This is a genomic window from Solibacillus sp. FSL R5-0691 (assembly GCF_037974225.1).
Taxonomy (GTDB): Bacteria; Bacillota; Bacilli; order Bacillales_A; family Planococcaceae; genus Solibacillus.
This window is the reverse complement of record NZ_CP150231.1, coordinates 3,359,562-3,380,962: the sequence shown is the minus strand read 5'-3', so window position 1 is coordinate 3,380,962 and position 21,401 is coordinate 3,359,562. Positions and strand designations below refer to the sequence as shown.

Below are 21,401 nucleotides of genomic sequence, written 5' to 3'. Positions count from 1 at the left end.
TTTATAAAAATCTATGCCAGAAAATTTTTTAAAATAGTAATCGCTTACAAAATTGACACACTTCAAATGATGGAATAATCTGAAAATATAACGTCTGGAGGTGTGAATAAATGAAATTTTTATCCAAACCTAAGCCATATAAAGAAATCATTCCGAAAGTACTGCAAGTGATTTTGAATATTGGTTTAACAGTACTGGCGTTGGCTCTTTGCGTCATGCTCATTATCGAAATGGTCGAGCTTTTAAAATTCATATTCAACGGGGAAAAGCATGAATACAAATATTTTCTGGCTAAAATTTTAGTATTCTTCCTGTATTTCGAGTTTATCACAATGATTGTGAAGTACTTTAAAGAGGATTATCATTTCCCGCTCCGTTATTTTATGTATATCGGAATTACGGCAATGCTCCGGCTTATTATTGTCGAACACGATTCCGCAATCGATACACTCATTTTTGCAGGTGTGATTCTCATTTTGATTATTAGCTATTATATTATCAATATTACACCGAGAGAAAGGCCGAACAGAAAAACGTAAATTTCAACTTATACAAAAAGGCTAATCAATAAGGTTAGCCGTCTAGCCGTTGCAATCTAACTCCTGTTAATTGATCTTCTCAACATTCAACAGCCACTTTCCGTTTGCATCCTTTGAAACAGCCATTTTTATTTTAATATCTTCAAATAAAATATCTCCTACTTTATAAATCATCGTTGCCATAGTATAGTCACAGCATTTAAATAGCGTAAATTTCTATAGGAAGCTAACTATTTAACAATTGAACTTTTACAATGAACTATAAAGTAGCAGAATTTCGAGGGTGGGACATAAGTAAAATGACCGTTAAATAACAGGAAGCCCTTTGTTAAATAACGGATATTTTGCAAAATTGATTGGAATGCAGGGCGAGTGTAGCTGACGGCTACGCCTTTCGCTACAAGCGAAGCTTCCTGCGGGAATAGCGTGACGCCTGAGACTACAGGCTCAGGCCACGCCCGCGGAAAGCGTCCCGGAATGGAAATCAATTTCAACGCTCAGCAAAAAAAAAGCTATTTTTCTCTCAGAGAAAAATAGCTTTTTTGGATTATGTCCCAGTCGCTTATTGTAATTAAGAAACCCCTTCACTCCATGTAGAACGTACGGAATGATTAGTCCTTTTCTTGTCACGCATTCTTAAATACATATTGTTAGATAAAAGCGCGATGATGATCAACACCGTTCCCACAATATCGAATACTGTTACCGCATTTCCCTGAATAATGGAAATGAACAGTGTTGTCACAGGAACAAAGTTGATGAACAGTAATGCATTTAAAGGGGTTAGGTAGCTAACGCCAATGTTCCAGCCCAATAAAGCAATAACACCCGGGAAAATAATCATAAACAGTAAGTGGGGACCTACTATGACTACATCATTAATAGCCGGTACCGGTACAGCGCCGAACATTGTTGCACCTAAAGTAACGAATAATGCCGTAACCGTTCCAAGTAAACAGCTCAATGTCGAATAGCGCAAAGCAGACCAATGACTGAATTCATTGGCACCCATTGTATAAATAACCCAGCCAACGACAGCAATAAAAATTAATAGTGATGGGATAAACTGACCCGTCGTGCCTAAAAATGCCTGGAGATCACCTTTTGTAATGACTAATACTGCCCCGACAAATGACAGCAATACACAGAGCAATGTAAATAGGGATGGACGGTGTTTAAAAATCATCCATGAAATTACAATCGAAATCATCGGCATCAGTGATTCCATAATTGAGGCCGTCATAACACCTGATTGGCCGAGTAAATCTTCGCCCCAGAAAATAAGCAAATTATAAATTGTAAAGGCCATTGTACCGAAAAACCAAAGCTGAAGGCCTTTTCCTTCCATACGGAAAGCACTCTTTCCTTCTTTCCATAATAGCAGTGCAACCAAAATGATTGTTACAGCGCCATATCGGAAAATTGTAAAGTAAAATGGATCTATATGTTTAAACGCATCATGTGCTACCGGAAACATGGCACCCCATGATACTGCAGCTATAAAACAAAGAATAGAACCTATAAAAACACTGTTTTTCAATCTTCTTTACCTCTTTCATTCAATTAATATCTACATCATCTTACAATTGAAATGGTATCTCGTAAAATGAATAAAAAACATTGTTAATATCATATTTTTTGATACCATAATAGAGGGTTATGTAGAAGGAAGGTGAAAAGTGTGGAGTTTAAAGACTTGGAAATTTTCCAGCTTGTTGCAGATAAAGGTAAGGTTACAGAAGTCGCAAAAGAGTTGAATTACGTACAATCGAATATTACATCAAGAATACAAAAGCTTGAAGCGGAGTTAAATACACCATTGTTTAACAGACATCGTCGTGGAATGATATTAACTCCCGAAGGAAAGAAACTGTTGGCCTATAGTGAAAAGATATTAATGCTGACAGAGGAAATGAAACGCGCCGTCCTGAATAAAGATGAACCAATCGGCAAACTTGAAATCGGTACAGTAGAAACGGTTTATCATTTACCGAACATCTTGTCTACCTATATAAAAAGCTATGAAAATGTAGACTTGTCACTTGTAACAGGCGTCACTGAGAAACTAGAAGAAAAAGTATTGAATTATAAATTGGATGGTGCTTTTATTACGGCTTCAAATGTTCATCCGGATCTTGAGGCGTATGATGTATTCGATGAGGAACTTGTCCTCATTACAGAACCTCGTAAGAAGACATTGGAGGGGCTGAAAGATGAACCGTTCCTATGTTTTAAAAAAGGCTGCGGTTACCGGGCTCGTCTGGAAAAGTGGTATGAGCACGAAGGTGCGATGCCCGAAAAAGTAATGGAATTCGGAACGTTGGAAACAATTATACGCAGTGTAGCAATGGGACTTGGTGTATCGTTTGTTCCGAAATCAGCGGTAGCTCACCTGGAAAAAAGCGGAGAGATTACTTGTCATCAATTGCCAAGTGAATTCAGCAAGGTGAAAACAGTCTTTATTCGCAGGGCAGATGCGTATTTAACGACAACTATCGAAAAATTTATTGAAACAATTCAACATAATCGACAGTTAATCTAAATGTCATTCTTTAGAGTTTAAGGATAAATAAATTTAAAGCAATTGATGCGTTTTCATCGCAGCGATTGCTTTTTCTTTTTAACCATTTCTTTTACGAATGGAAAGTATGATTTAAAGAGATATGAAGACATTAAAGTTATGCTTAAAAATATGGAGGATTTATCTCATTTGATACAATTCATTTAAAATAGATACTTAGGAGTGGTTACCATGAGACAAAAACTAATGGACATGCTGGAAGTTCGTAAAAATGAAATCATTCAAATCCGGAGACATTTACATCAGCATCCTGAAATATCATTCCAAGAGGAAAACACCGCACAATATATTCTCGATTTTTATAAAGGAAAAGATGTAGAAATTCATTCAAACGTAGGGAATGGCTACGGAATTATCGTAACGATTAAAGGTGGCAAGCCGGGAAAAAATATCGGGCTTCGTGCAGACTTTGATGCACTGCCGATTACCGAAGAAGCTGATGTTCCGTTCAAATCGGTAAATGAAGGGGTTATGCACGCATGTGGCCATGATGGACATACCGCCTATTTACTTGTATTGGCAGACTGTTTAATCGAGTTGAAAGATGAGATTGCAGGAACAATTAAAATTATTCACCAGCATGCAGAAGAAGTTCCGCCGGGCGGAGCGAAAAGTATTGTAGAGTCAGGGCTTCTCGATGATTTAGATAATGTTTTCGGGATTCACTTGCTGCCTATGGGACCTGCAGGATTTGTCGGTTATAATTCAGGTTTTGCGTTCAATGGCCGTGCGTACTTGAAATTGAAAATTCAAGGACGGGGCGGACATGGCTCCTCACCGCATTTGGCAAACGATGCGATTGTTGCCGGTGCCCATTTTGTCACGGCAGCTCAGACAATTATTAGCCGCCGATTAAGTCCGTTTGATATCGGTGTAATTACAATAGGATCATTCGATGGTAAAGGGACATTCAATGTCATTAAAGACAGCGTGGAACTGGAAGGCGATATTCGCTATATGACGATTGAAACGAAAGAAAAGATTGAAGCGGAAGTAAAAAGATTAGTAAGAGGTCTCGAAGAACAATTTGGTGTTACTTGCGATTTGACGTATGAAAATGACTACCCGCCATTATATAACGATCCGGAGCTAACGGCGAAAGTCGCGGGTTATTTAATAGATGCGGATGATCCGGACATTAAAGAGGTGAAGGAAGTACCACCAATGTCGCCATCTGAAGACTTTGCCTATTATGCGGAAAAATTCCCTTCTTGTTTCTTCTATATTGGCTGTACGCCAAAAGGAGTGGAAAAACCTTTCTACAATCATCACCCAAAATTTAATATCGATGAAGATGCTCTTCTAGTAGCAGCAAAAGCAGTGGGACAGGTTGTTGCCGGCTACTATGAAGAATAAAATTTATAAAAGTTTCGGATTCACGCCGAGGCTTTTTTTATTGGATAACATCTATACCGAACATCTCATGCAACAACTGTATATACTAATTTGATGCGTAAAAACGAACGAGAGAAGGGTGTGTTCAAGTGCTTAAAGAATGGCATGAAGAAGTTGAGGCAGTATACGATCAAGTGGTTGCTTGGAGAAGACATTTGCATGAGAACCCTGAACTGCCATTTCAAGAGGTACAAACGGCGAGAATGGTCGGTGATATTTTAGCTGGGTATGGGATTGAAGTTCAACGGAATGTTGGCGGGCATGGTGTAGTCGGTATATTAAAAGGGGGAAATCCAGGGCCAAACATTGCACTAAGAGCTGATATGGATGCATTGCCGATTCAACAGGAAAATGACGTTCCCTATAAATCGCAAGTACCGAATGTTATGCACGCATGTGGTCATGATGCACATACGGCAACATTGTTAGGGGTGGCAAAAATATTAAGCAAATACCGAGATCAGTTACACGGAACGGTTAAATTTATATTCCAACCTGCTGAAGAACAATTCCCGGGTGGGGCTATTCAAATGATAGAAGAAGGTGTACTGGAAGGGGTAGATGTGATTTTCGGTAATCACTTACTATCTTCTGTTCCATTTGGTAATTTTACGGTACCAAAAGGGAATGCAACGGCTTCCAGCGATTATGTAAAGATTAAAATAATCGGTAAAGGTGGACATTCTTCTGCTCCCCACACTTCAGTCAATCCGATTGTGATAGGTGCACAAATCGTCAATCAAGTTCATCTGTTGTTAAGCCAAAAAGTTGATCCGGTACAACCAGTAGTAGCGGCTATTACTATGTTCAATTCCGGTGTAGCAATAAATGTAATACCGGAAGAAGCTACGATTGCAGGTACGATTCGTACTTTTAATCAAGGGCAAAGGGAAAATGTCAAAACGGTTTTGACCCATATTCTCAACAATGTCACAGTAACTTACGGGGCCACTTATGAGCTGGAATATAAGAGGGGGTATCCGCCATTAGTAAATACGGATAAAGAAGCAGAAATTGTAAAAGACTTACTGAATAATATCGACCATTTAAGTGTAATTGAAATCCCTCCTATTATGGCAAGTGAAGATTTTGCCTATTATCTCCAACATGTTCCCGGAATATATTTTTATACGGGTTCAGCTACAGAGGACCCCGCTACGCAATTTCCTCATCATCATCCAAAATTTAATATCGATGAACGGGCAATGAAAAATTCGGCGAAAGGATTTCTCAGTATTGTCCATCATTATTTAATTCCAGAGGATGCTTAACATTTTTCTGATTTGAAACCTTTTCCAAATTAAGAAAGTATAAAGGAGAAGGGGGAATGAATATGAAATACTTTTTTATTGGTACAGGACTATCTCTAATCGGTATTTTGCTTGCTATTATTATTTGGGATGTTTATATGATTTCCAATATTACGAGCGGGATTGGTTTTATCTTTTTAATTGTGGCATGCCTTTTTTCCGGGGCGTTTGTAAATGGTGACCGGATGAGGGCAAACTTGGCAATGGAAACGAAAGAAAGCTGGGTTCAAAGAAATAAGATTGCTTGGTGTTCCCTCATAATGGCAGTTCCTAACTTTGTCGTTGCATTCATTTTTTACTATTATTTAGGCTATTAATTTATCACTCAAAAACATTACCATTATATACTTGTATTCATATAAATTCAGTTTAAGTAATATGTTAAGGTATTATAGATTTTGGAGAAGTGGGGTTAACTAGATTGAAGGTACTTCAATTAGCATTTTTATTAATTTTTGCAGTTTGTTTTATTACTGTAACGCCAGCATCGGCAGAAGAAAAAACAATCGATCAGTATTACATGGATGATGTAAGTTATGAACATGGCGCATATGAGCAGTTGGAACGTTTCTTGTATGCAAATATTATCGATGGATATGAAGAACCAACAGTTTATGAAGAAGATGGGGAAGTATACGAATATACTTCAATCCTTTTAAAGCCCGAAAATAGTATTACGCGTGCACAGTTTACAAAGATATTAGTGAACGCAATGAATTTAAAAAACGGTGATCTAAAAAAAGAGTTCCCTGATGTAAACAGTTCTGCCTGGTATTATGATTTTGTCCAAATTGCCAGCAGTCAAGGCATTATTACCGGGAAAGAAGACGGTACGTTTAAACCGAACGATAAAATTACACGTGCCCAAATGGCAGCGATGATTTATCGTGCATTTAATGGAACAGTGGATTTCTCGAAAACAGGGAAATTGTTTACCGATGTAAATTCGAATAGCTATTCCTATGAAGCGATTGTAAAAACAGCAGGTGCCGGTATTGTAAATGGCTACGGAGAAACATTTAAACCGAATGATTATGCAAAACGTTCTCATGCAGTATTGATGATTGACCGTGCACTGCATTTAGAGAATGGTGAAGCAGCAGATGAGGCTTCAATCATTGCCACAGTAAATCGCTATATTGATCAAGAGTTTGAATTTTCTTCAGACACGGAAAATGTGGATGATATGGAGGCGCTCTATCGTGAAACGACAACAGGGTACTATTTAGCTTATTCACTTGATAGTCAATTGCTATTGGAAGACGCAGATTTTTCAACTGGCTCGAGTTCATCTCAAAAAATCGGCGAGTATTCTAGTAAGTTGATTTCGCTGAATAAACGTTTTGCGGCAGTGAAAATTGATGATTTGAAAGTTCATATAAAGATGACTGATCCGGAAATCAACTTTAATCTGGAAATGACATTGGACTTATCCGGCACGGCTTACTTAAAGAAAACAGATGACGGCCTGTGGAAAATCTATAATTTGGTCTATGATGAAGAAGATTATGATAATATGCTGACTGCTGCAGCAGCAATGGAAGAAGAATAGTGAAAATTCCCCTTTTCTATTTAGTAGAGGAGGGGATTTTTTTATGGAAAAATGTCGGTCTGTTGATAGAATGGTATTTTGAAAATTGAAATATTTATATATTATTATTTAGTATATAATAACTTAAAAGGGGAGATGGATGATGCATACAAAATTACAAGCAGTAGTAGATACGATGGAGTTATATCAGGCAACTTTTCCGGAAGATGCATGTATCGTTGTAGCAAATAAATCTGAGGTTATCGGATATCAGCCTGGTCAGGTAATTGATTTGAAAATTGCTGTAGGGATGAAACTGGAGAACTTCCGAGGAACCGTTACAGAGCGGGCATTAACATCCAAACGTTTTTTAAGAGAAGAAAAAGGTCCTGAAAAATTTGGATTTGCTTATATTTCAACAGCACAGCCTATTTTTGATAACGGTGAAATAATTGGGGTCGTTAGTGCCATTATTTCAAATGAAAAAATGGATTCTATGCGCCAATTAGCGACAGAGTTATCGAGTGCAGTAGAGGAAATGACCGCGACGAATGAAGAGTTAACTTCAGCGAGCATGGATGTTTCAAATCGTTTGGACGGGCTTGTCACATCTACAGAAACGATGACCGCAGATATAGGGGAAATTAATCAAATGGTCGAACTTGTAAAAGGGATTGCATCGAAATCACAAATTTTAGGATTAAATGCATCAATTGAGGCTGCCCGTTCTGGTGAGCATGGAAGAGGCTTTGCAGTTGTAGCGAAGGAAATTCAAAAAATGGCGCAGAACAGCAAAGAAAGCGCAGAAAAAATTGCTGCGCAGTTAAATAATATTCGTGTTTCCATTGAAGATGTAAATGGAACGACAAGCCAAATCGCAGCGTTTACAGAACAGTTTGCTACAAGTATGCATGAACTGAACGATGCATATGGAAGTGTGAATGGCACGGCAGAAAAGTTGTTGGAAATTAGTGAAGTAAAATAATAGAATCGAATAACCACTCCGAAAGATGATCGGAGTGGTTGTTTTTAATTTATATTCAATCGGCTTTTAAGGAGGCAGCCAGTATATTGCGATTTACTGCTCCTATATATTCCATTAATTGTTACAATAAGTAAAAGAGGTGAATGGAATGTTCGGTACCGATGATTATAAAAAAATAGAAAAGTATAGAAAACATTTCGTGATTTTTAATCTCATTACGATTCTATTTTTTACGGGAATATCTTTTACTTTTGTTATTCCAAATTTAAAGGGATTTGATTTAGGCTCTACATTGATAGTGTTTTTAATCTATATTGTTGTTGCAAATGTTTTTGTAGGGATTTTTGTTCACAAAATAGAATTGGTTTTCTTCATTTCGTTGTTATTCAGTGCTCTTGGAATGGGCTGGCGTCTATGGCTTGAGTGGGGGGAATTCAGTTTAGTCGAACATACAAACATTGTTGTGATGATAGGTTATCCATGTATTACAGCACTTATAATCACACTAATTTATGCTGTTTCAGAAAAGTTCAAAACGAAAAAGATCGTCATGATAGATAGGGAATAGAAGAGATTCATAAAATCAGAAAGGTGGATATAAATGGAGTTTCGATTGGCTACTACAGAAGATATGGAAATATTAATAGATTTACGCAAACGATTATTAGTGGAGGAAGGGCAAACAGTATCTTCCAATATCGATGAACAATTAAGAAGCTTCTTTGATAAGCAATTAAACTCTAATCAATTTGTTCAATGGATTATCGAGGAAGAGAAACGTGCGATCGCTACAGGGGGCATTCAGTTTATTTCTTTTCCCCCTAGTTATTCCAATTCTACAGGAATTCGCGGCTATATTTTAAATATGTATACAGTCCCGGAAAGCAGGGGTAGAGGGCTTGCCAAACAGTTGGTGGAGCGGTTGCTGGCAGAAGCACAAGAAAGAAATGTGCACCACATATTTTTGATTTCCTCACCGATGGGAAAACCGTTATACAAAAAAATTGGTTTTAAGGAAAATGATATTTATATGGAGTATTTCATTAAATAGTTTAGGGGATGAGGAAATGATTTTAGAAACGGAAAGACTCATATTAAAGCCATATGAAATTGAATTTGCGGATGCTATTTATGAAGTGGTAAAGCATAGGGAAATCGCGGATACGATGGTCATGATTCCGCATCCGTACCCACGGGAAGTCGTTGATCAGTGGATTTCCTATTTGCAAAAAAGCTTTGAGCAAGGGACAGCCTATGAGTTTGCTGTGTTTTTAAAAGAGAACGGCCGCTATATTGGGAATTGCGGACTCGTTACAGTTTCAAAAAACCACCGTAATGCAGAGGTAGGTTATTTTATCGATGTCGCAGAGTGGGGTAAAGGCTATGCGACAGAAGCATGTAAAAAAATAATAGATTACGGATTTCAGGAACATCAGTTAAATCGAATTTACAGCCGTTGCATGGTTAGAAATGTCGCATCAAGAAAAGTAATGGAGAAGTCCGGCATGGTGTGGGAAGGACGCCATAGACAGGAGTTTTTAAAGGACGATATATATGAAGATATGGATTATTTAGCTATTTTAGCTGAAGAATATTTTAATTAGAGTATGCAGGCTTAAAGAAACATTCTATTAATGGCAGGGTTTTAAATTTTCTATCTAGAACCTTTTAAAATAAGCGATAATGAAACTTTTAAAAGGACTGATGAAATTGGAACAAATTCAGCAGAAAATAAATACAACGCCAAAACATATTGTGTCTGCCGCAACAATTGTACTGAACAGTAAAAATGAGATTCTGCTTATAAAAGGACCTAAAAGAGGATGGGAAATGCCTGGCGGTCAAGTAGAAGAAGGCGAATCTTTGACTGCTGCAGCGATTAGGGAAACAAAAGAGGAATCGGGAATTGACGTGGAAATACTTAAATTCTGCGGTATTTTTCAAAATGTAGAGAAATGTATTTGCAATACACTTTTTCTGGCAAAACCAATCGGTGGGACACCGACAACTTCACCGGAAAGTCTGGAAGTCGGTTATTTCCCCATTGAAAAGGCCATGGAAATGGTGACGGCCGGAAATTTTCGCCAAAGAATAGAATATTGTTTAGATGCAACGAAACACCCGTTTTTCATAGATTTTTAAATGAAGTATCCTTGAGGCGATTTGTACCGTGAAGGAGGTTTTTCTGTGAAAAAGTTATTCTTTGGATTAGGTATTTCCCTAGTATGTCTAACAGGATGTTCTACAAATGAGAAGGAATTTGTGTCCACCAGTGAAAGGAATAGTTCGCAAACGTTGGTGCAATACGAAACAATTGCTGCTAATTTAGAGGCACCTTGGGCTATTAATAAACTTGGTGACGTTTTTTATATAACGGAGCGAACAGGGCATATTGTAAAAGTGGAGCAAGGAGAAGTGACAAGGCAGGAAGTGAAGCTTGAAAAAATGCTTTCCACTGCTTCAGAAGCGGGGCTGCTTGGCTTAGTATTAGCACCGGATTTTGAACAGTCAAATGAGGCATATGCGTATTATACGTATGAAAATGGGAGTGACCAATTTAACCGGATTGTATTACTTTTCCTTGAAAATAATAAATGGCGGGAACAAAGCGTACTTCTCGATGGAATCCCTAGTGGTACGTATCATCACGGAGGACGTGTGAAAATTGGTCCGGATCAGAAGCTTTATGCGACAGCAGGTGATGCATCGAATCCGCAAACTGCACAGGACTTGTCTACACTCGGCGGAAAAATATTGCGCCTAAACTTAGATGGGAGCATTCCGGACGACAATCCTTTTCCGAACTCATACGTATACAGTTACGGACATCGAAACCCGCAAGGTATTACGTGGTCACCGGACGGCACAATGTATGCAAGTGAGCATGGACAAAGCGCAAATGATGAAATCAATAAAATTGAAGCTGGGCAAAATTATGGCTGGCCATCAATAGAAGGAGAACAAACGCAGGAAGGATTCATATCTCCTTTATTTACATCAGGTAGTGAACATACATGGGCCCCTTCCGGTATGGCATTCTTCAACAACAAGCTATATGTTGCGGCACTGCGGGGAACAGCAGTCCTTGAATTTGATTTGCAGACAAAAGAGGTAAAAGAAATCGTCAATAATATGGGAAGAATCCGCGATGTCTGGATTGAAGATCATACATTGTACTGGATTACGAATAATACAGACGGGCGCGGTACACCAGGAGAAAAAGATGATCAGCTGTACAAGCTTGAGCTATAGCAAAAGGAGTGTAAAAGTGAAATAACTTTTGCACTCCTCTTTTTGTCGTTGCTGTTATTCTGACTGTTCATCCCAAAACAGTTCATCCAAAGTCTTGTTTAATGTTCTGCATATGGCGATACAGACACTTAATGTCGGATTATACTTGCCAAGCTCGATGAGTCCAATTGTTTGGCGTGTAACCCCAACCTTTTTTGCGAGTTCATCCTGTGATAGATCATGTTCAATTCGAGCCATTTTCAAGCGTATATTTTTCATCGGTTTCGCCCCGCATCATCATCTTCATCTTCAAGCATTTTACGGTTCACTTTTTGACTTTTATTCAATGCGCTTTTATAGGCAGCAAATAAAAGCAGTAAATAGAATGGAACGTAAATCATAAGCGAAACAATAAACACTATAAAGAAATATTCAATTGCTTGAGCAGAACTGTCCGCATATTGGTATGCACTGTTAACTCCCATGAAAAGTGCGATGATCAGACCTAAACCAATACCGACAATCAGCTGTTTTGTACTGTATGAAAACTTGCTGTTGGCATCATGAAGTTCAACTTCATCCGAAAATACCCCGAGTTGCGCCGAACGGAAGCCGTAATATAAACTCCCACATATTAAAATGACCATCTCTGTTGCAACAGACTCCATACTTATTCCGGAAAGGTAAAATTTAACCGCAATTGAAGCGATAACAATGATCATCGTAAGTATATAGATTTCCCGGTAAATTTTATTTTGCGTGTTGTACACACGCTCATCTACTATCTTTTTGTTCCAAAACCCCATTTTATCCCCTCCATATTTGTTTTTGTTAATCTCATTATACATTATATAATTCATAATGAAATTTATATATGTCATTTTGTAATTTATTTTATTCAATTGCAATAAAAAAACCATGACTGCTGATGAAAGCAGTCACGGCATATGTTCTTTGATTATTTAACAATACCTAATGAGTCGAGCGGGTAAAAACGGATCGATGTAGAGCCGAGAATTTGATCTTTTGAGACTAACCCGATGCGTGGATCTCGGCTGTCACTACTTTTACGGCGGTTATCACCCATAACAAAATAATAGTCATTCGGAATTTCTGATACACCAGCTATATCTTCCAGTGTGAAATCGAGAGTCAAATCACCAGGATCGTTAAGAGCAGACTTATATTCATCCAAATAAGGTTCGTCGATTTCCTGACCATTTATATAAAGTACATCATCTTTATATTCGATATGGTCACCTGGAAGTCCGATAATCCGTTTAATAAAATATTCGCTTTCCAGACCATCAAACACAATGACATCGAATCGATCAAAATCATGAAGCGATTTTCCGATTTTATTGACGATAATCCGGTCTCCGTCTTCATATGTCGGCATCATGGAAGCACCTTTCACATCAATTGGAGTGAAAATAAACATTCGAATAGCTACAACAAACAAGGCGGTTATGGCGATAACTTTAATCCATTCAAAAAGCTCATTTTTTTCTTTTTTCATTTTCTATAACACCTCCTTAAAGAACCTAGCAGCTTGAGTTGAAATTATTTTACAACCCCATGAAGCTTTAATGCTTCCACAAACACATCCGCAATGTTCAACATAGACTGTTCATCAACATCAAATCTTGGATGATGATGCGGGTAGATGGCATCGATCTCCGGATTGCCGCCGCCTGTGAAGAAAAACGTGCCGGGCTTTTCCTGTAAATAATAAGTGAAATCTTCTGCACCCATACGAGGTGGAGCATTCAATACTTGCAAGTCCGGCAAGTTTATTGAAACAGCTTCGCGAAGCATAGCTGTTTCGTTCGGGTGATTATATACAGCGTCATAGCCACGAGTATATTTAAATTCAAGTGTTGCACCGTACTGAATTTCAATCGCTTTGCATAAATTGTTCAACTTTTGCTCTACCATATCGCGAATCGCCGGATTGAATGTACGCACTGTTCCTGTTAAATGTGCTTTGTCTGGGATGACATTGCCGACTGTGCCACTTTCAATTTTTCCAATTGTAATAACAGCAGATTCAATCGGATCAGTATTTCTGCTGACGATTGGCTGCACACCAAATACAAACTGTGCCGCTGCAACAATCGGGTCTACTGTTTCGTGAGGAGATGCACCATGTCCGCCTTTACCTTGAATCGTAAGTTCAAAAAAGTCGGCTGCTGCCATTGCGTAGCCTTCACAAAACAGCACAGTACCTAATTCGCTCCACGATGAAACATGAGAACCGTACACATAGTCGACACCGTTAAGACATCCTGCTTCTACCATTGCCTTTGCACCACCTGGTACAACTTCTTCCGCAAATTGATGGATGAATACGATATTGCCATGAAGTGCGTCACGGTTATCAGCAAGTGATTTTGCCAACCCGAGTAGTGCAGCTGTATGGATATCATGACCACAAGCATGGCTTACTCCATCGACTTGCGATTTGTAAGGAACATCTTTTTCATCTTGAATCGGTAGTGCGTCAAAATCTGCGCGGAACGCAATTGTCGGTCCATCAAAGGCACCTTTTAAATAGCCTACAACGCCATTACCACCAACATTCTCTTTAACATCAATCCCATAAGAACGAAGCTTTTCGGCAACGAGTTTTGGTGTATTCACTTCTTTAAATGACAGCTCCGGATACATATGCAGATGTCTTCGGATTTCTATCATATCCTCATAGTTTGCTTGCAGTTTCTCTTTTACGCTCATCTTCTCCACCCCTGAAAAATTATTCGTTATTCAATGCTTCCCATTCTTCTCTAAGTAACCCCATGCGAATCGAGTCATAATAATGCCCTTCGTAATAGCGAACTTTACGGATTTTGGCTTCAAGCTGCATCCCCAGCTTTTCACCAACGCGAATCATGCGTTCATTGCCTGACCATGTCGTGAAGCCAACACGCACTAATGGCATTGTATGAAATAAATGTGCAATCCATAATTTTAGTGCCCGTGTTCCAATACCTTTTCCCCATGATTGTCCCTCATGCAGGACGATGCCCATTTCAAGCCACTTTGACGGTTCGTGTTCCCAGTAGTAGGAGATAATCCCACGGACAACCCCGGACACTTCAATAACCCACATGCTAGTATTTCCGATCCAATCATGCATTGTTTCGATAAATTGTTCATATGGAATCGCTCTATGCGGATAATACGGTGCATCCCATTTTTTCCATTCTGGCTGCTCATCCTTATAAATGAGTTCCCATAAACGGTCCATATCTTGTTCTAAAATTGGTCGTATGATTAGTTCCTGGTCTGTATACATTGTTTTCCTCTTTTCAAATAATTTTCTGTTTATAATGGATTGAAAAGAGTGGAAAGATTACTTTTCAATCACGTTCGTAAATGTTCTCATTTTTATCAATCCTTTCAATGGAAATTACTATTATTTTATCAGAATATTCCAGTAAAAGTAGAAATTATTGAACTTTAATAGAATGTTTAAGTAAAAAATTGGATAGATTTCAAATGAAACTGAGACCAACTGAAAGTAAAAAATATAAAGAAAAAGTAAAAAATTATAAAAAATAGTCGAAATTATCTAAAAGAACTACCAAAATCAATAACTAAGAACTATAATTATGGTTTGAAGAATGCAAATTTTTAGAAAATATATTAGAAAAGAATCACTAAATAGAAGTTGGTGAATAGATGGTGAAAACAGAAGATACAAATGTGCTAAGTTCAATGCAGCTAACAGTAGAGGAATTACAAAATATTAAAGTTGCATTAGACGAGTCGTCCATTTTGGCTGTTACAGATCAACGAGGCATTATTACAATGGTAAATGACCGATTTTGTAAAATTTCCAAATATGAACGTTGTGAACTCATTGGCAAAGACCACCGACTTTTAAATTCTGGCTATCATCCTAAGAAATTTTTTAAGGAAATGTGGCGTACGATCGGTTCTGGTAAGACATGGCATGGGGAAGTATGCAATCGCGCAAAGGATGGTTCAACATATTGGGTACAGACGACGATTGTGCCTTTTTTGAATGAGAAAGGAAAACCGTATCAGTATATTTCGATTCGTAACGATATTACGGCACAAAAGAAAATTGGGGAAATGATACATATTGCACACCATGATGATTTGACAGGTCTGCCAAATCGCCGGATGTTACTTAATGATTTAAAAACACTGATCGAAGTTGAGCAACAACCGTTTTCACTTATGTTATTTGATGTGAACCGTTTCAAAAATATTAATGATGGCTTAGGTCATCGTGTTGGAGATATGTTTTTAGTAGAAATTGCAGAGCGAACAAAAACGTTGAATAGTCCGCTTCAGACTTTTTACCGTTTAAGTGGGGATGAATTTATCTGTATATTAAGAGATTCAGACCTGTTAGAAAGTACTGCAGAAAATATACAGGCGTTATTTAAACACCAATTCAATTTAAATAACCATGCGTTTTATGCATCGATCAGCATCGGGGCGGTAAATTACCCGGAACATGGGCACTCAGCGCAAGATATTTTAAAATATGCAGATATTGCGATGTATGAAGCGAAAAAAAGCAACAATAAAGGTTTTGTCGTCTATAAAAAACAACAGCGCTTTTCACATAACCAGCTACTGACATTGGAAACAAAGTTACATGATGCCATTAAAGATGAGGCATTTGAACTGTATTACCAACCGAAAGTGAATCTCCAAACGAACAAAATTGAAGGTATGGAGGCACTGATTCGCTGGTTTGATGATGAGCTTGGTTTTGTACCTCCGGATCAGTTCATCCCATTTGCAGAGGATTTCGGGCTGATCAGTGATATTAGTGAGTGGGTTATTGCTAAAGCCGGTCGTCAAGTAACAGAATGGAATGAACAGTATAATTTAAATCTTCGCGTAGCAGTAAATATTTCGCCTAGTCATTTGAAAGCAGATAACTTTATCGAGCGCTTAAATCATATTTTATTGCAGCATGAAATTTCACCAAGCGCGCTGGAAATCGAGATAACAGAAATGAGTTTTTTAGATCAAAATTCAGATTTGCTCCATACAATTAAGCAATTGAATGAAATGGATATTACGTTAGCTATTGATGATTTTGGGACTGGCTACTCTTCATTGAGCTATTTAAAAAAGTTCCCGGTAGACTTATTAAAAATCGATCGTACATTTATTCATGAAATGTATAAAAACAATGCAGACATTGCGATGGTTTCTGCGATGATTTCTTTGGCCCGCGCACTTAATTTAAAAGTAGTGGCAGAAGGTGTCGAAGAACATGAAGACTTACACCTTTTACGGGAGTTTGACTGTGAATTTGTACAGGGTTACTATTATAGCCGCCCATTGACGATCGATGACTTTTCGCAACGTTTAAGCGAAAAGGGGATACTCGTATAAAAATCCACGCAGATTGATCTTTCAATTTGCGTGGATTTTTTTATGGTATGAGTGTAATACTTGGATTAATTTCGAGAAGTTTTTTTACAAACAGTTCCTTATCTTTTGGAGAGACAAGAATGATTTGAATATGCGGGTCAAAGGTAATTTCTATCCGGTCAATTGACATAGCCGGAGCTGATAGAGGATTTTTCGATGGGCGTAAGCTTCGGATTTGGTTGATGGGAATACGCTTTTTATAAATCCCGCCGTAAACGATGAGTTCATCCTTTTCGATAACGTATTTTGTACCAAAAAACAGGATGCATAATAGGACAATTATAAGTGCCGTAACAAGCAGCAAAACAGCACTTGGTTCAGTAATGACCCCGTATATCATCGAGATGGGCACAAAAATAAAAACTATAGCTATCCAAATATCCACTTTTGATTTAAAAATCATGAAACGGCCCCCTTCTCCTTATAGCTTATAACATAGAGGCAGAAATTAAAAATACAATTCTAGTAATAGGGGATAGGTTATTTAATTCCATATTTTCGATCCAATGTTACAAGGCGCGCATCGTCATTCGGACGGTTCATGACTAAGTCGGCAATAATTTGAGAGCCAAGCATACTATAAACCGTGCCGTTACCGCCAAATCCGAGCAGGTAATAGTGATTCGGCTGTTCTGGATGCTGTCCGATAAAAGGGAGATGGTCTAAAGACTCGCCGAAGGAAGCACAGTATTTATATGGGGCATGGAAATTTTCATCAGGCAATAACTCATGTAGCTTATCCAGCAGCACGTTAGCCATTGCATCCACTTTTGTTTCATTTTTGGCAGGATCGGCTTTCTTTTCGTCTAATCCGCCGATTACTACACGGTGATCTACCGTCTTTCGCATATATAAATACGGGCGAGCTGTTTCCCAAATGAGTGCATTTTCATACCAGCCTTCAAAGCCGGGTTTTTGCTCTGTCACAATCGCATAAGAACGGTTAATGTCAGCCCCCTTCATTTTTCCGTAAGGAAGACGCTCATACCCGGTCGTGTATACAATGCGGGATGTTGTAAAGGTTCCGTTCATAGTGTGCAAAGTGATCTCATTTCCCTCATCTTCAATCACATTGGCATACGTATTTTCAAATAAATCGAGTCCTTTTGCAATCAGCTGCTCAGTTAGTGAAACAACGAACTTATAAGGATTTATTTCTGCATCATTTTGTGTGTACAAAGCGGCAGGAGCTTTAAATGGCAAGCGCTTTTCTACGACTAATTCATTCCAAAATTCAGCAGGGAATCCGTTCTTCACCAACATTTCACATTCCTTTTCCAGCTTTGATACATCTTTTTTTTCACTGGCAAAACAGATGCTGGGACGTCGTATAAAATCTGCAGTATCTTTTAGAGGTTGTGCAATTTTTTCAATCTCGTCAACTGCTTCATAGCAAAGTTTATAAAAGCGTACAGCATCCTCCTCTCCAATTTTTTCACTTAGTTCATGTAATTGAATATCATTTGAATATTGAAGTAATCCTGTATTTGCCGAGGTACTGCCGGAGCCAATCTCGTTTCGTTCTAAAACGGCTACCGTTAAGCCTTCATCAATTAGTGCTTTCGCTGTCAGTATTCCGCTCATTCCCGCACCTACGACAATTGCATCATAATGAGGTTTGATTGGTGGGTTGGTGTGAGGTTGTTTTAAAAGTGTTGTTGGCCAAAATAATAAACCGTTGTGTAATTCCATAAATAGTCCTCCTCGTATAATCTAAAGAATAATTCCCGCTCTTTGCTGTTTCTAACCTTGAAATTTTTAATAACTTACTTTCGGGGTAAAGGGGAAAGAATAGAAATTAAAAGGAGGGATATGATGGATCCTTATATTTTCGGGTTTTTCACGATTGCCTATATTGCCATCTTCGCCTGGGGAATGGCAAAACATAAAAAAACGGCATCTGCCATTTTGTTTTTAGTTATTGCCGCTCTGATTTACGATAATGCAATATTAGCGTTAGGGCATCTCATCGGAGAGGGAGACCTTCTTGAAACCCTAAGCTATGGCCGTTTTTGGCTTCATGCAATCTTTACCCCTACGTTAATACTTTTTTCATTATTTGTAATGAAAGAGGCAAATCTACACTTCGCCTATAAGAACTGGGTTCCCTTTACATTTGGTGCCTTATGGATTGTTGCCATGATTGTAGAATATTTTGCGGAATTGAGTGGACTGGAACTAGCTCCGGAAGAATCGTATGGTGTACTTAGCTACAGTACAACAGAAGCAGCGTCCGGACCGCCGCCAATGATTTTGATTGTCCTTGTCGCTTTATTAATTGCCGCAATCATGCTTGGCAGGAAAAGAAAATGGTGGTGGATGCTTGTCGGGACAATCGTTATGACAATCGGTAGTGCATTTCCGATTGATATTGGGAGTGACGCAATTACAAATGCCTTTGAGCTAGTATTAATTGCGACTTTAATGTGGACAGCGATTCATTTTTCGAATGACAGACCATATAGAAGATTTTAATGAAGAATAATTGTGCTAAGGGGGATCGCTTAGCACAATTATTTTTTGTATACTACCTTGCAATGAATAATAGTGTTTGTTAAACTACTGTATAATGAATAGTAGTGAGGTGAAATAATGAATCCTCAATTTAAAAAAGGCGTGCTGAATTTATGTGTCCTCGCCTTGTTGGAAAAGAAAGATATGTATGGATATGAACTCGTTCAAGCAATTTCTACACAAATCGAAATATCAGAAGGGGCGGTATACCCGCTGTTGCGCAGGTTAACAAAAGACGGTCTTTTTACAACATATTTAATGGAGTCCACAGAAGGCCCGCCGCGTAAATATTATCAAATTACCGAACTAGGGATTGAACAACTACAGAGCTTACGTAATGAATGGGAAAGTTTTATTTCAGGTGTAAATACTTTAATTCAAGGGAGCGAATAAAATGAACGAACAGCAATTTTTGGATTTACTTGATTACCATTTAGTAAAATTACAACAGCAAGAAAGAGATGACATCCGCAGAGACTTTGAAGAGTATTTTGAAAATGGTCGTACAGAAGGAAAAACGACAGAAGATATTATAAAATCATTTGGAAGTATTGAAGAATTGGCGGAAGAGCTCCTTGCTTCATATGATGAAGAAGATTTCATGGAAAATGTTGCGGTTGTAAAAAATGATAAGCTAATTCCGTACCAAAATGTAGAAATTGAAGCTAACGGTGTGAATGTGGTAATTGTTCCTACTGACGCTGAAGAGGCTCTTATTGAAACAAAGGATAAGGATCACCTGACAGAAGCAGCGATGCAGATCAAAGATGATACGCTATATATCTCGATTAAGCGTCAGGAACAGGTTCGCCGTTTTTGGTTTATTACGATAATAGGAACGATCAATACAATAGATACAGTTGTTTATCTGCCTAAAAAGCAGTATGAAAAGCTTGTGATTCATAATGACAATGGACGGATTAAAGTGTCGGAAACAATTGCGCAGGAATTTTACCTGCAATCAGATAACGGACGCATCTTAACAGACTATATCCAAGGGAAAGTTCTTGATGCCCATTCGGCTAATGGGCGAGTGGTGCTTACAGAAACGAATATTGACCATGTAAAGGCAAGTTCAAATAATGGACGGATTATCGCAGAGAATGTGAAGGGTCAAGAGCTTCAGTTTGATTCAGATAACGGACGTGTCGAAATGAAAAATGTTTTAGGTGAAATTAAAGCACGATCACGAAACGGCCGGATCGTTGCACAGTTAAATACTGTCCAATCACCTATAAATTTTGAAACCGATAATGGTCAAATAATATTGAGTACAGAAGGCAAAATTCAAAATATAGAAATTGATAGCTGGACCGCTTGGGGATCTGTATCCATTTATAATGAAAAAACATCGCATTATTCGCATGGAACTAGAGCAAACACTATAAAGTTAAAAACAAGCAATGGGAAAATTACGGTTGAGGACCTTTTAGCTCAGTAATCTATGGAAAAGTTAGAAATTCATCGGCACAATCCGTATAATAAAACTAATGATAGTTGAAATGGAGTCGTTAACGATGAAAACATATAGCTTTAAATTATTTGGTGGCTATAAGGTGATACTTGATAAAACAGAAATAACAATTGACTATGCCGGCGAAAAGTTTCTATTTATAAATAAATCTAAGCCCCGTATGAAAACTATTTCTTACGATGACATATTGAGAGTCGATTACAAGGAAGCCGGTATGACATTCGGTTATGTGCGTCTTATTACTGCGGAAAATGCGCCATATGTTAGCAGTTCGTATGTCGCGCAGCATGATGAAAACGCCTGGATGGTCGAAAAGGATGAAATTAGTTTTTTAAATGAAGTATTGGGTGTGCTGAAAAAGCGCTGTAAAAATATACAGTTCGCTCAATTGAAAGCTTAAAATTAATACATTGC

The 21,401-nt window shown here is 38.1% G+C and carries 25 protein-coding genes; 17 read left to right on the top strand and 8 right to left on the bottom strand.

The genetic code is table 11. The features are described from left to right. Positions 1–110: 110 nt before the first annotated feature. Positions 111–539 carry a phosphate-starvation-inducible protein PsiE gene (psiE, locus tag MKY51_RS17010; protein WP_339174290.1) on the top strand — a complete coding sequence of 143 codons (429 nt, stop codon included), beginning with the start codon at positions 111–113 and terminating at the stop codon, positions 537–539. A gap of 571 nt (positions 540–1,110) precedes the next feature. On the opposite strand, the gene MKY51_RS17005 is transcribed toward psiE, so the two are convergent. Beyond that, on the bottom strand, positions 1,111–2,079 hold the full coding sequence (locus MKY51_RS17005) for a DMT family transporter (protein WP_339174289.1): 969 nt from the start codon (positions 2,077–2,079) through the stop codon (positions 1,111–1,113). A 141-nt stretch (positions 2,080–2,220) separates the two neighbouring features. Here MKY51_RS17005 and MKY51_RS17000 point away from each other — a divergent pair, with 141 nt between their 5' ends. From MKY51_RS17000 to MKY51_RS16950, 11 genes are all read left to right on the top strand, one after another. Beyond that, entirely contained in the window at positions 2,221–3,081 is an 861-nt protein-coding gene (locus MKY51_RS17000; RefSeq protein ID WP_339174287.1) for a LysR family transcriptional regulator, read from the top strand. A gap of 210 nt (positions 3,082–3,291) precedes the next feature. Then, on the top strand, positions 3,292–4,476 hold the full coding sequence (locus MKY51_RS16995) for an amidohydrolase (protein ID WP_339174284.1): 1,185 nt from the start codon (positions 3,292–3,294) through the stop codon (positions 4,474–4,476). Between the two features lie 128 nt (positions 4,477–4,604). Next, positions 4,605–5,786: an amidohydrolase gene (locus tag MKY51_RS16990; RefSeq protein ID WP_339174283.1), complete on the top strand. Its 1,182-nt coding sequence runs from the start codon at positions 4,605–4,607 to the stop codon at positions 5,784–5,786. A gap of 62 nt (positions 5,787–5,848) precedes the next feature. Further along, positions 5,849–6,142, top strand: coding sequence for a DUF5316 domain-containing protein (locus MKY51_RS16985; protein WP_339174282.1), 294 nt, complete (start codon positions 5,849–5,851; stop codon positions 6,140–6,142). Between the two features lie 104 nt (positions 6,143–6,246). Further along, on the top strand, positions 6,247–7,377 hold the full coding sequence (locus tag MKY51_RS16980) for an S-layer homology domain-containing protein (RefSeq protein ID WP_339174280.1): 1,131 nt from the start codon (positions 6,247–6,249) through the stop codon (positions 7,375–7,377). Positions 7,378–7,519: 142 nt separating this feature from the next. Then, positions 7,520–8,341 carry a methyl-accepting chemotaxis protein gene (locus tag MKY51_RS16975; RefSeq protein WP_339174277.1) on the top strand — a complete coding sequence of 274 codons (822 nt, stop codon included), beginning with the start codon at positions 7,520–7,522 and terminating at the stop codon, positions 8,339–8,341. 148 nt (positions 8,342–8,489) lie between these two features. After that, the gene (locus MKY51_RS16970) at positions 8,490–8,909 is read left to right on the top strand and encodes an ABC transporter permease (RefSeq protein ID WP_339174276.1); all 420 of its coding nucleotides are present in this window, start codon (positions 8,490–8,492) and stop codon (positions 8,907–8,909) included. A 33-nt stretch (positions 8,910–8,942) separates the two neighbouring features. Next, positions 8,943–9,392 (top strand): GNAT family N-acetyltransferase, encoded by a 450-nt coding sequence (locus MKY51_RS16965; RefSeq protein WP_339174273.1) that lies wholly within the window; start codon positions 8,943–8,945, stop codon positions 9,390–9,392. Positions 9,393–9,408: 16 nt separating this feature from the next. Beyond that, positions 9,409–9,945 carry a GNAT family N-acetyltransferase gene (locus MKY51_RS16960; RefSeq protein ID WP_339174270.1) on the top strand — a complete coding sequence of 179 codons (537 nt, stop codon included), beginning with the start codon at positions 9,409–9,411 and terminating at the stop codon, positions 9,943–9,945. A 106-nt stretch (positions 9,946–10,051) separates the two neighbouring features. Next, positions 10,052–10,483 carry an NUDIX hydrolase gene (locus MKY51_RS16955; protein ID WP_339174267.1) on the top strand — a complete coding sequence of 144 codons (432 nt, stop codon included), beginning with the start codon at positions 10,052–10,054 and terminating at the stop codon, positions 10,481–10,483. Between the two features lie 45 nt (positions 10,484–10,528). Next, entirely contained in the window at positions 10,529–11,593 is a 1,065-nt protein-coding gene (locus tag MKY51_RS16950) for a sorbosone dehydrogenase family protein (RefSeq protein ID WP_339174265.1), read from the top strand. A gap of 54 nt (positions 11,594–11,647) precedes the next feature. On the opposite strand, the gene MKY51_RS16945 is transcribed toward MKY51_RS16950, so the two are convergent. From MKY51_RS16945 to MKY51_RS16925, 5 genes are all read right to left on the bottom strand, one after another. Then, the gene (locus tag MKY51_RS16945) at positions 11,648–11,851 is read right to left on the bottom strand and encodes a helix-turn-helix transcriptional regulator (RefSeq protein WP_079523390.1); all 204 of its coding nucleotides are present in this window, start codon (positions 11,849–11,851) and stop codon (positions 11,648–11,650) included. Continuing rightward, positions 11,848–12,378: a DUF6773 family protein gene (locus tag MKY51_RS16940; RefSeq protein ID WP_339174262.1), complete on the bottom strand. Its 531-nt coding sequence runs from the start codon at positions 12,376–12,378 to the stop codon at positions 11,848–11,850. Before MKY51_RS16940 ends, MKY51_RS16945 begins: the two co-directional genes overlap by 4 nt. 152 nt (positions 12,379–12,530) lie before the next feature. Next, positions 12,531–13,091 (bottom strand): signal peptidase I, encoded by a 561-nt coding sequence (lepB, locus tag MKY51_RS16935; protein ID WP_339174260.1) that lies wholly within the window; start codon positions 13,089–13,091, stop codon positions 12,531–12,533. 44 nt (positions 13,092–13,135) lie between these two features. Then, positions 13,136–14,308, bottom strand: a complete 1,173-nt coding sequence (locus MKY51_RS16930; RefSeq protein ID WP_339174257.1) for an amidohydrolase — start codon at positions 14,306–14,308, stop codon at positions 13,136–13,138. Positions 14,309–14,327: 19 nt separating this feature from the next. Beyond that, on the bottom strand, positions 14,328–14,870 hold the full coding sequence (locus MKY51_RS16925; protein ID WP_339174254.1) for a GNAT family protein: 543 nt from the start codon (positions 14,868–14,870) through the stop codon (positions 14,328–14,330). Positions 14,871–15,256: 386 nt separating this feature from the next. Here MKY51_RS16925 and MKY51_RS16920 point away from each other — a divergent pair, with 386 nt between their 5' ends. After that, positions 15,257–16,960 (top strand): GGDEF and EAL domain-containing protein, encoded by a 1,704-nt coding sequence (locus tag MKY51_RS16920; RefSeq protein ID WP_339174251.1) that lies wholly within the window; start codon positions 15,257–15,259, stop codon positions 16,958–16,960. Positions 16,961–17,000: 40 nt separating this feature from the next. Here the strand turns inward: MKY51_RS16920 and MKY51_RS16915 are convergent, their stop codons facing one another. Continuing rightward, complete coding sequence (locus MKY51_RS16915) at positions 17,001–17,402, bottom strand: PH domain-containing protein (protein WP_339174248.1); 402 nt, start codon at positions 17,400–17,402, stop codon at positions 17,001–17,003. 77 nt (positions 17,403–17,479) lie between these two features. Further along, entirely contained in the window at positions 17,480–18,691 is a 1,212-nt protein-coding gene (locus MKY51_RS16910) for an FAD-dependent oxidoreductase (protein WP_339174245.1), read from the bottom strand. A gap of 123 nt (positions 18,692–18,814) precedes the next feature. Between MKY51_RS16910 and MKY51_RS16905 the strand changes: the two genes are divergently transcribed. From MKY51_RS16905 to MKY51_RS16890, 4 genes are all read left to right on the top strand, one after another. Further along, entirely contained in the window at positions 18,815–19,474 is a 660-nt protein-coding gene (locus tag MKY51_RS16905) for a phospholipid phosphatase (RefSeq protein WP_339174244.1), read from the top strand. Between the two features lie 117 nt (positions 19,475–19,591). Then, positions 19,592–19,906 carry a PadR family transcriptional regulator gene (locus MKY51_RS16900; protein ID WP_339174242.1) on the top strand — a complete coding sequence of 105 codons (315 nt, stop codon included), beginning with the start codon at positions 19,592–19,594 and terminating at the stop codon, positions 19,904–19,906. A 1-nt stretch (position 19,907) separates the two neighbouring features. Then, positions 19,908–20,954, top strand: a complete 1,047-nt coding sequence (locus tag MKY51_RS16895) for a DUF4097 family beta strand repeat-containing protein (RefSeq protein WP_339174239.1) — start codon at positions 19,908–19,910, stop codon at positions 20,952–20,954. 76 nt (positions 20,955–21,030) lie between these two features. After that, positions 21,031–21,387: a hypothetical protein gene (locus MKY51_RS16890; protein ID WP_339174238.1), complete on the top strand. Its 357-nt coding sequence runs from the start codon at positions 21,031–21,033 to the stop codon at positions 21,385–21,387. The last annotated feature ends 14 nt before the right edge of the window (positions 21,388–21,401 follow it).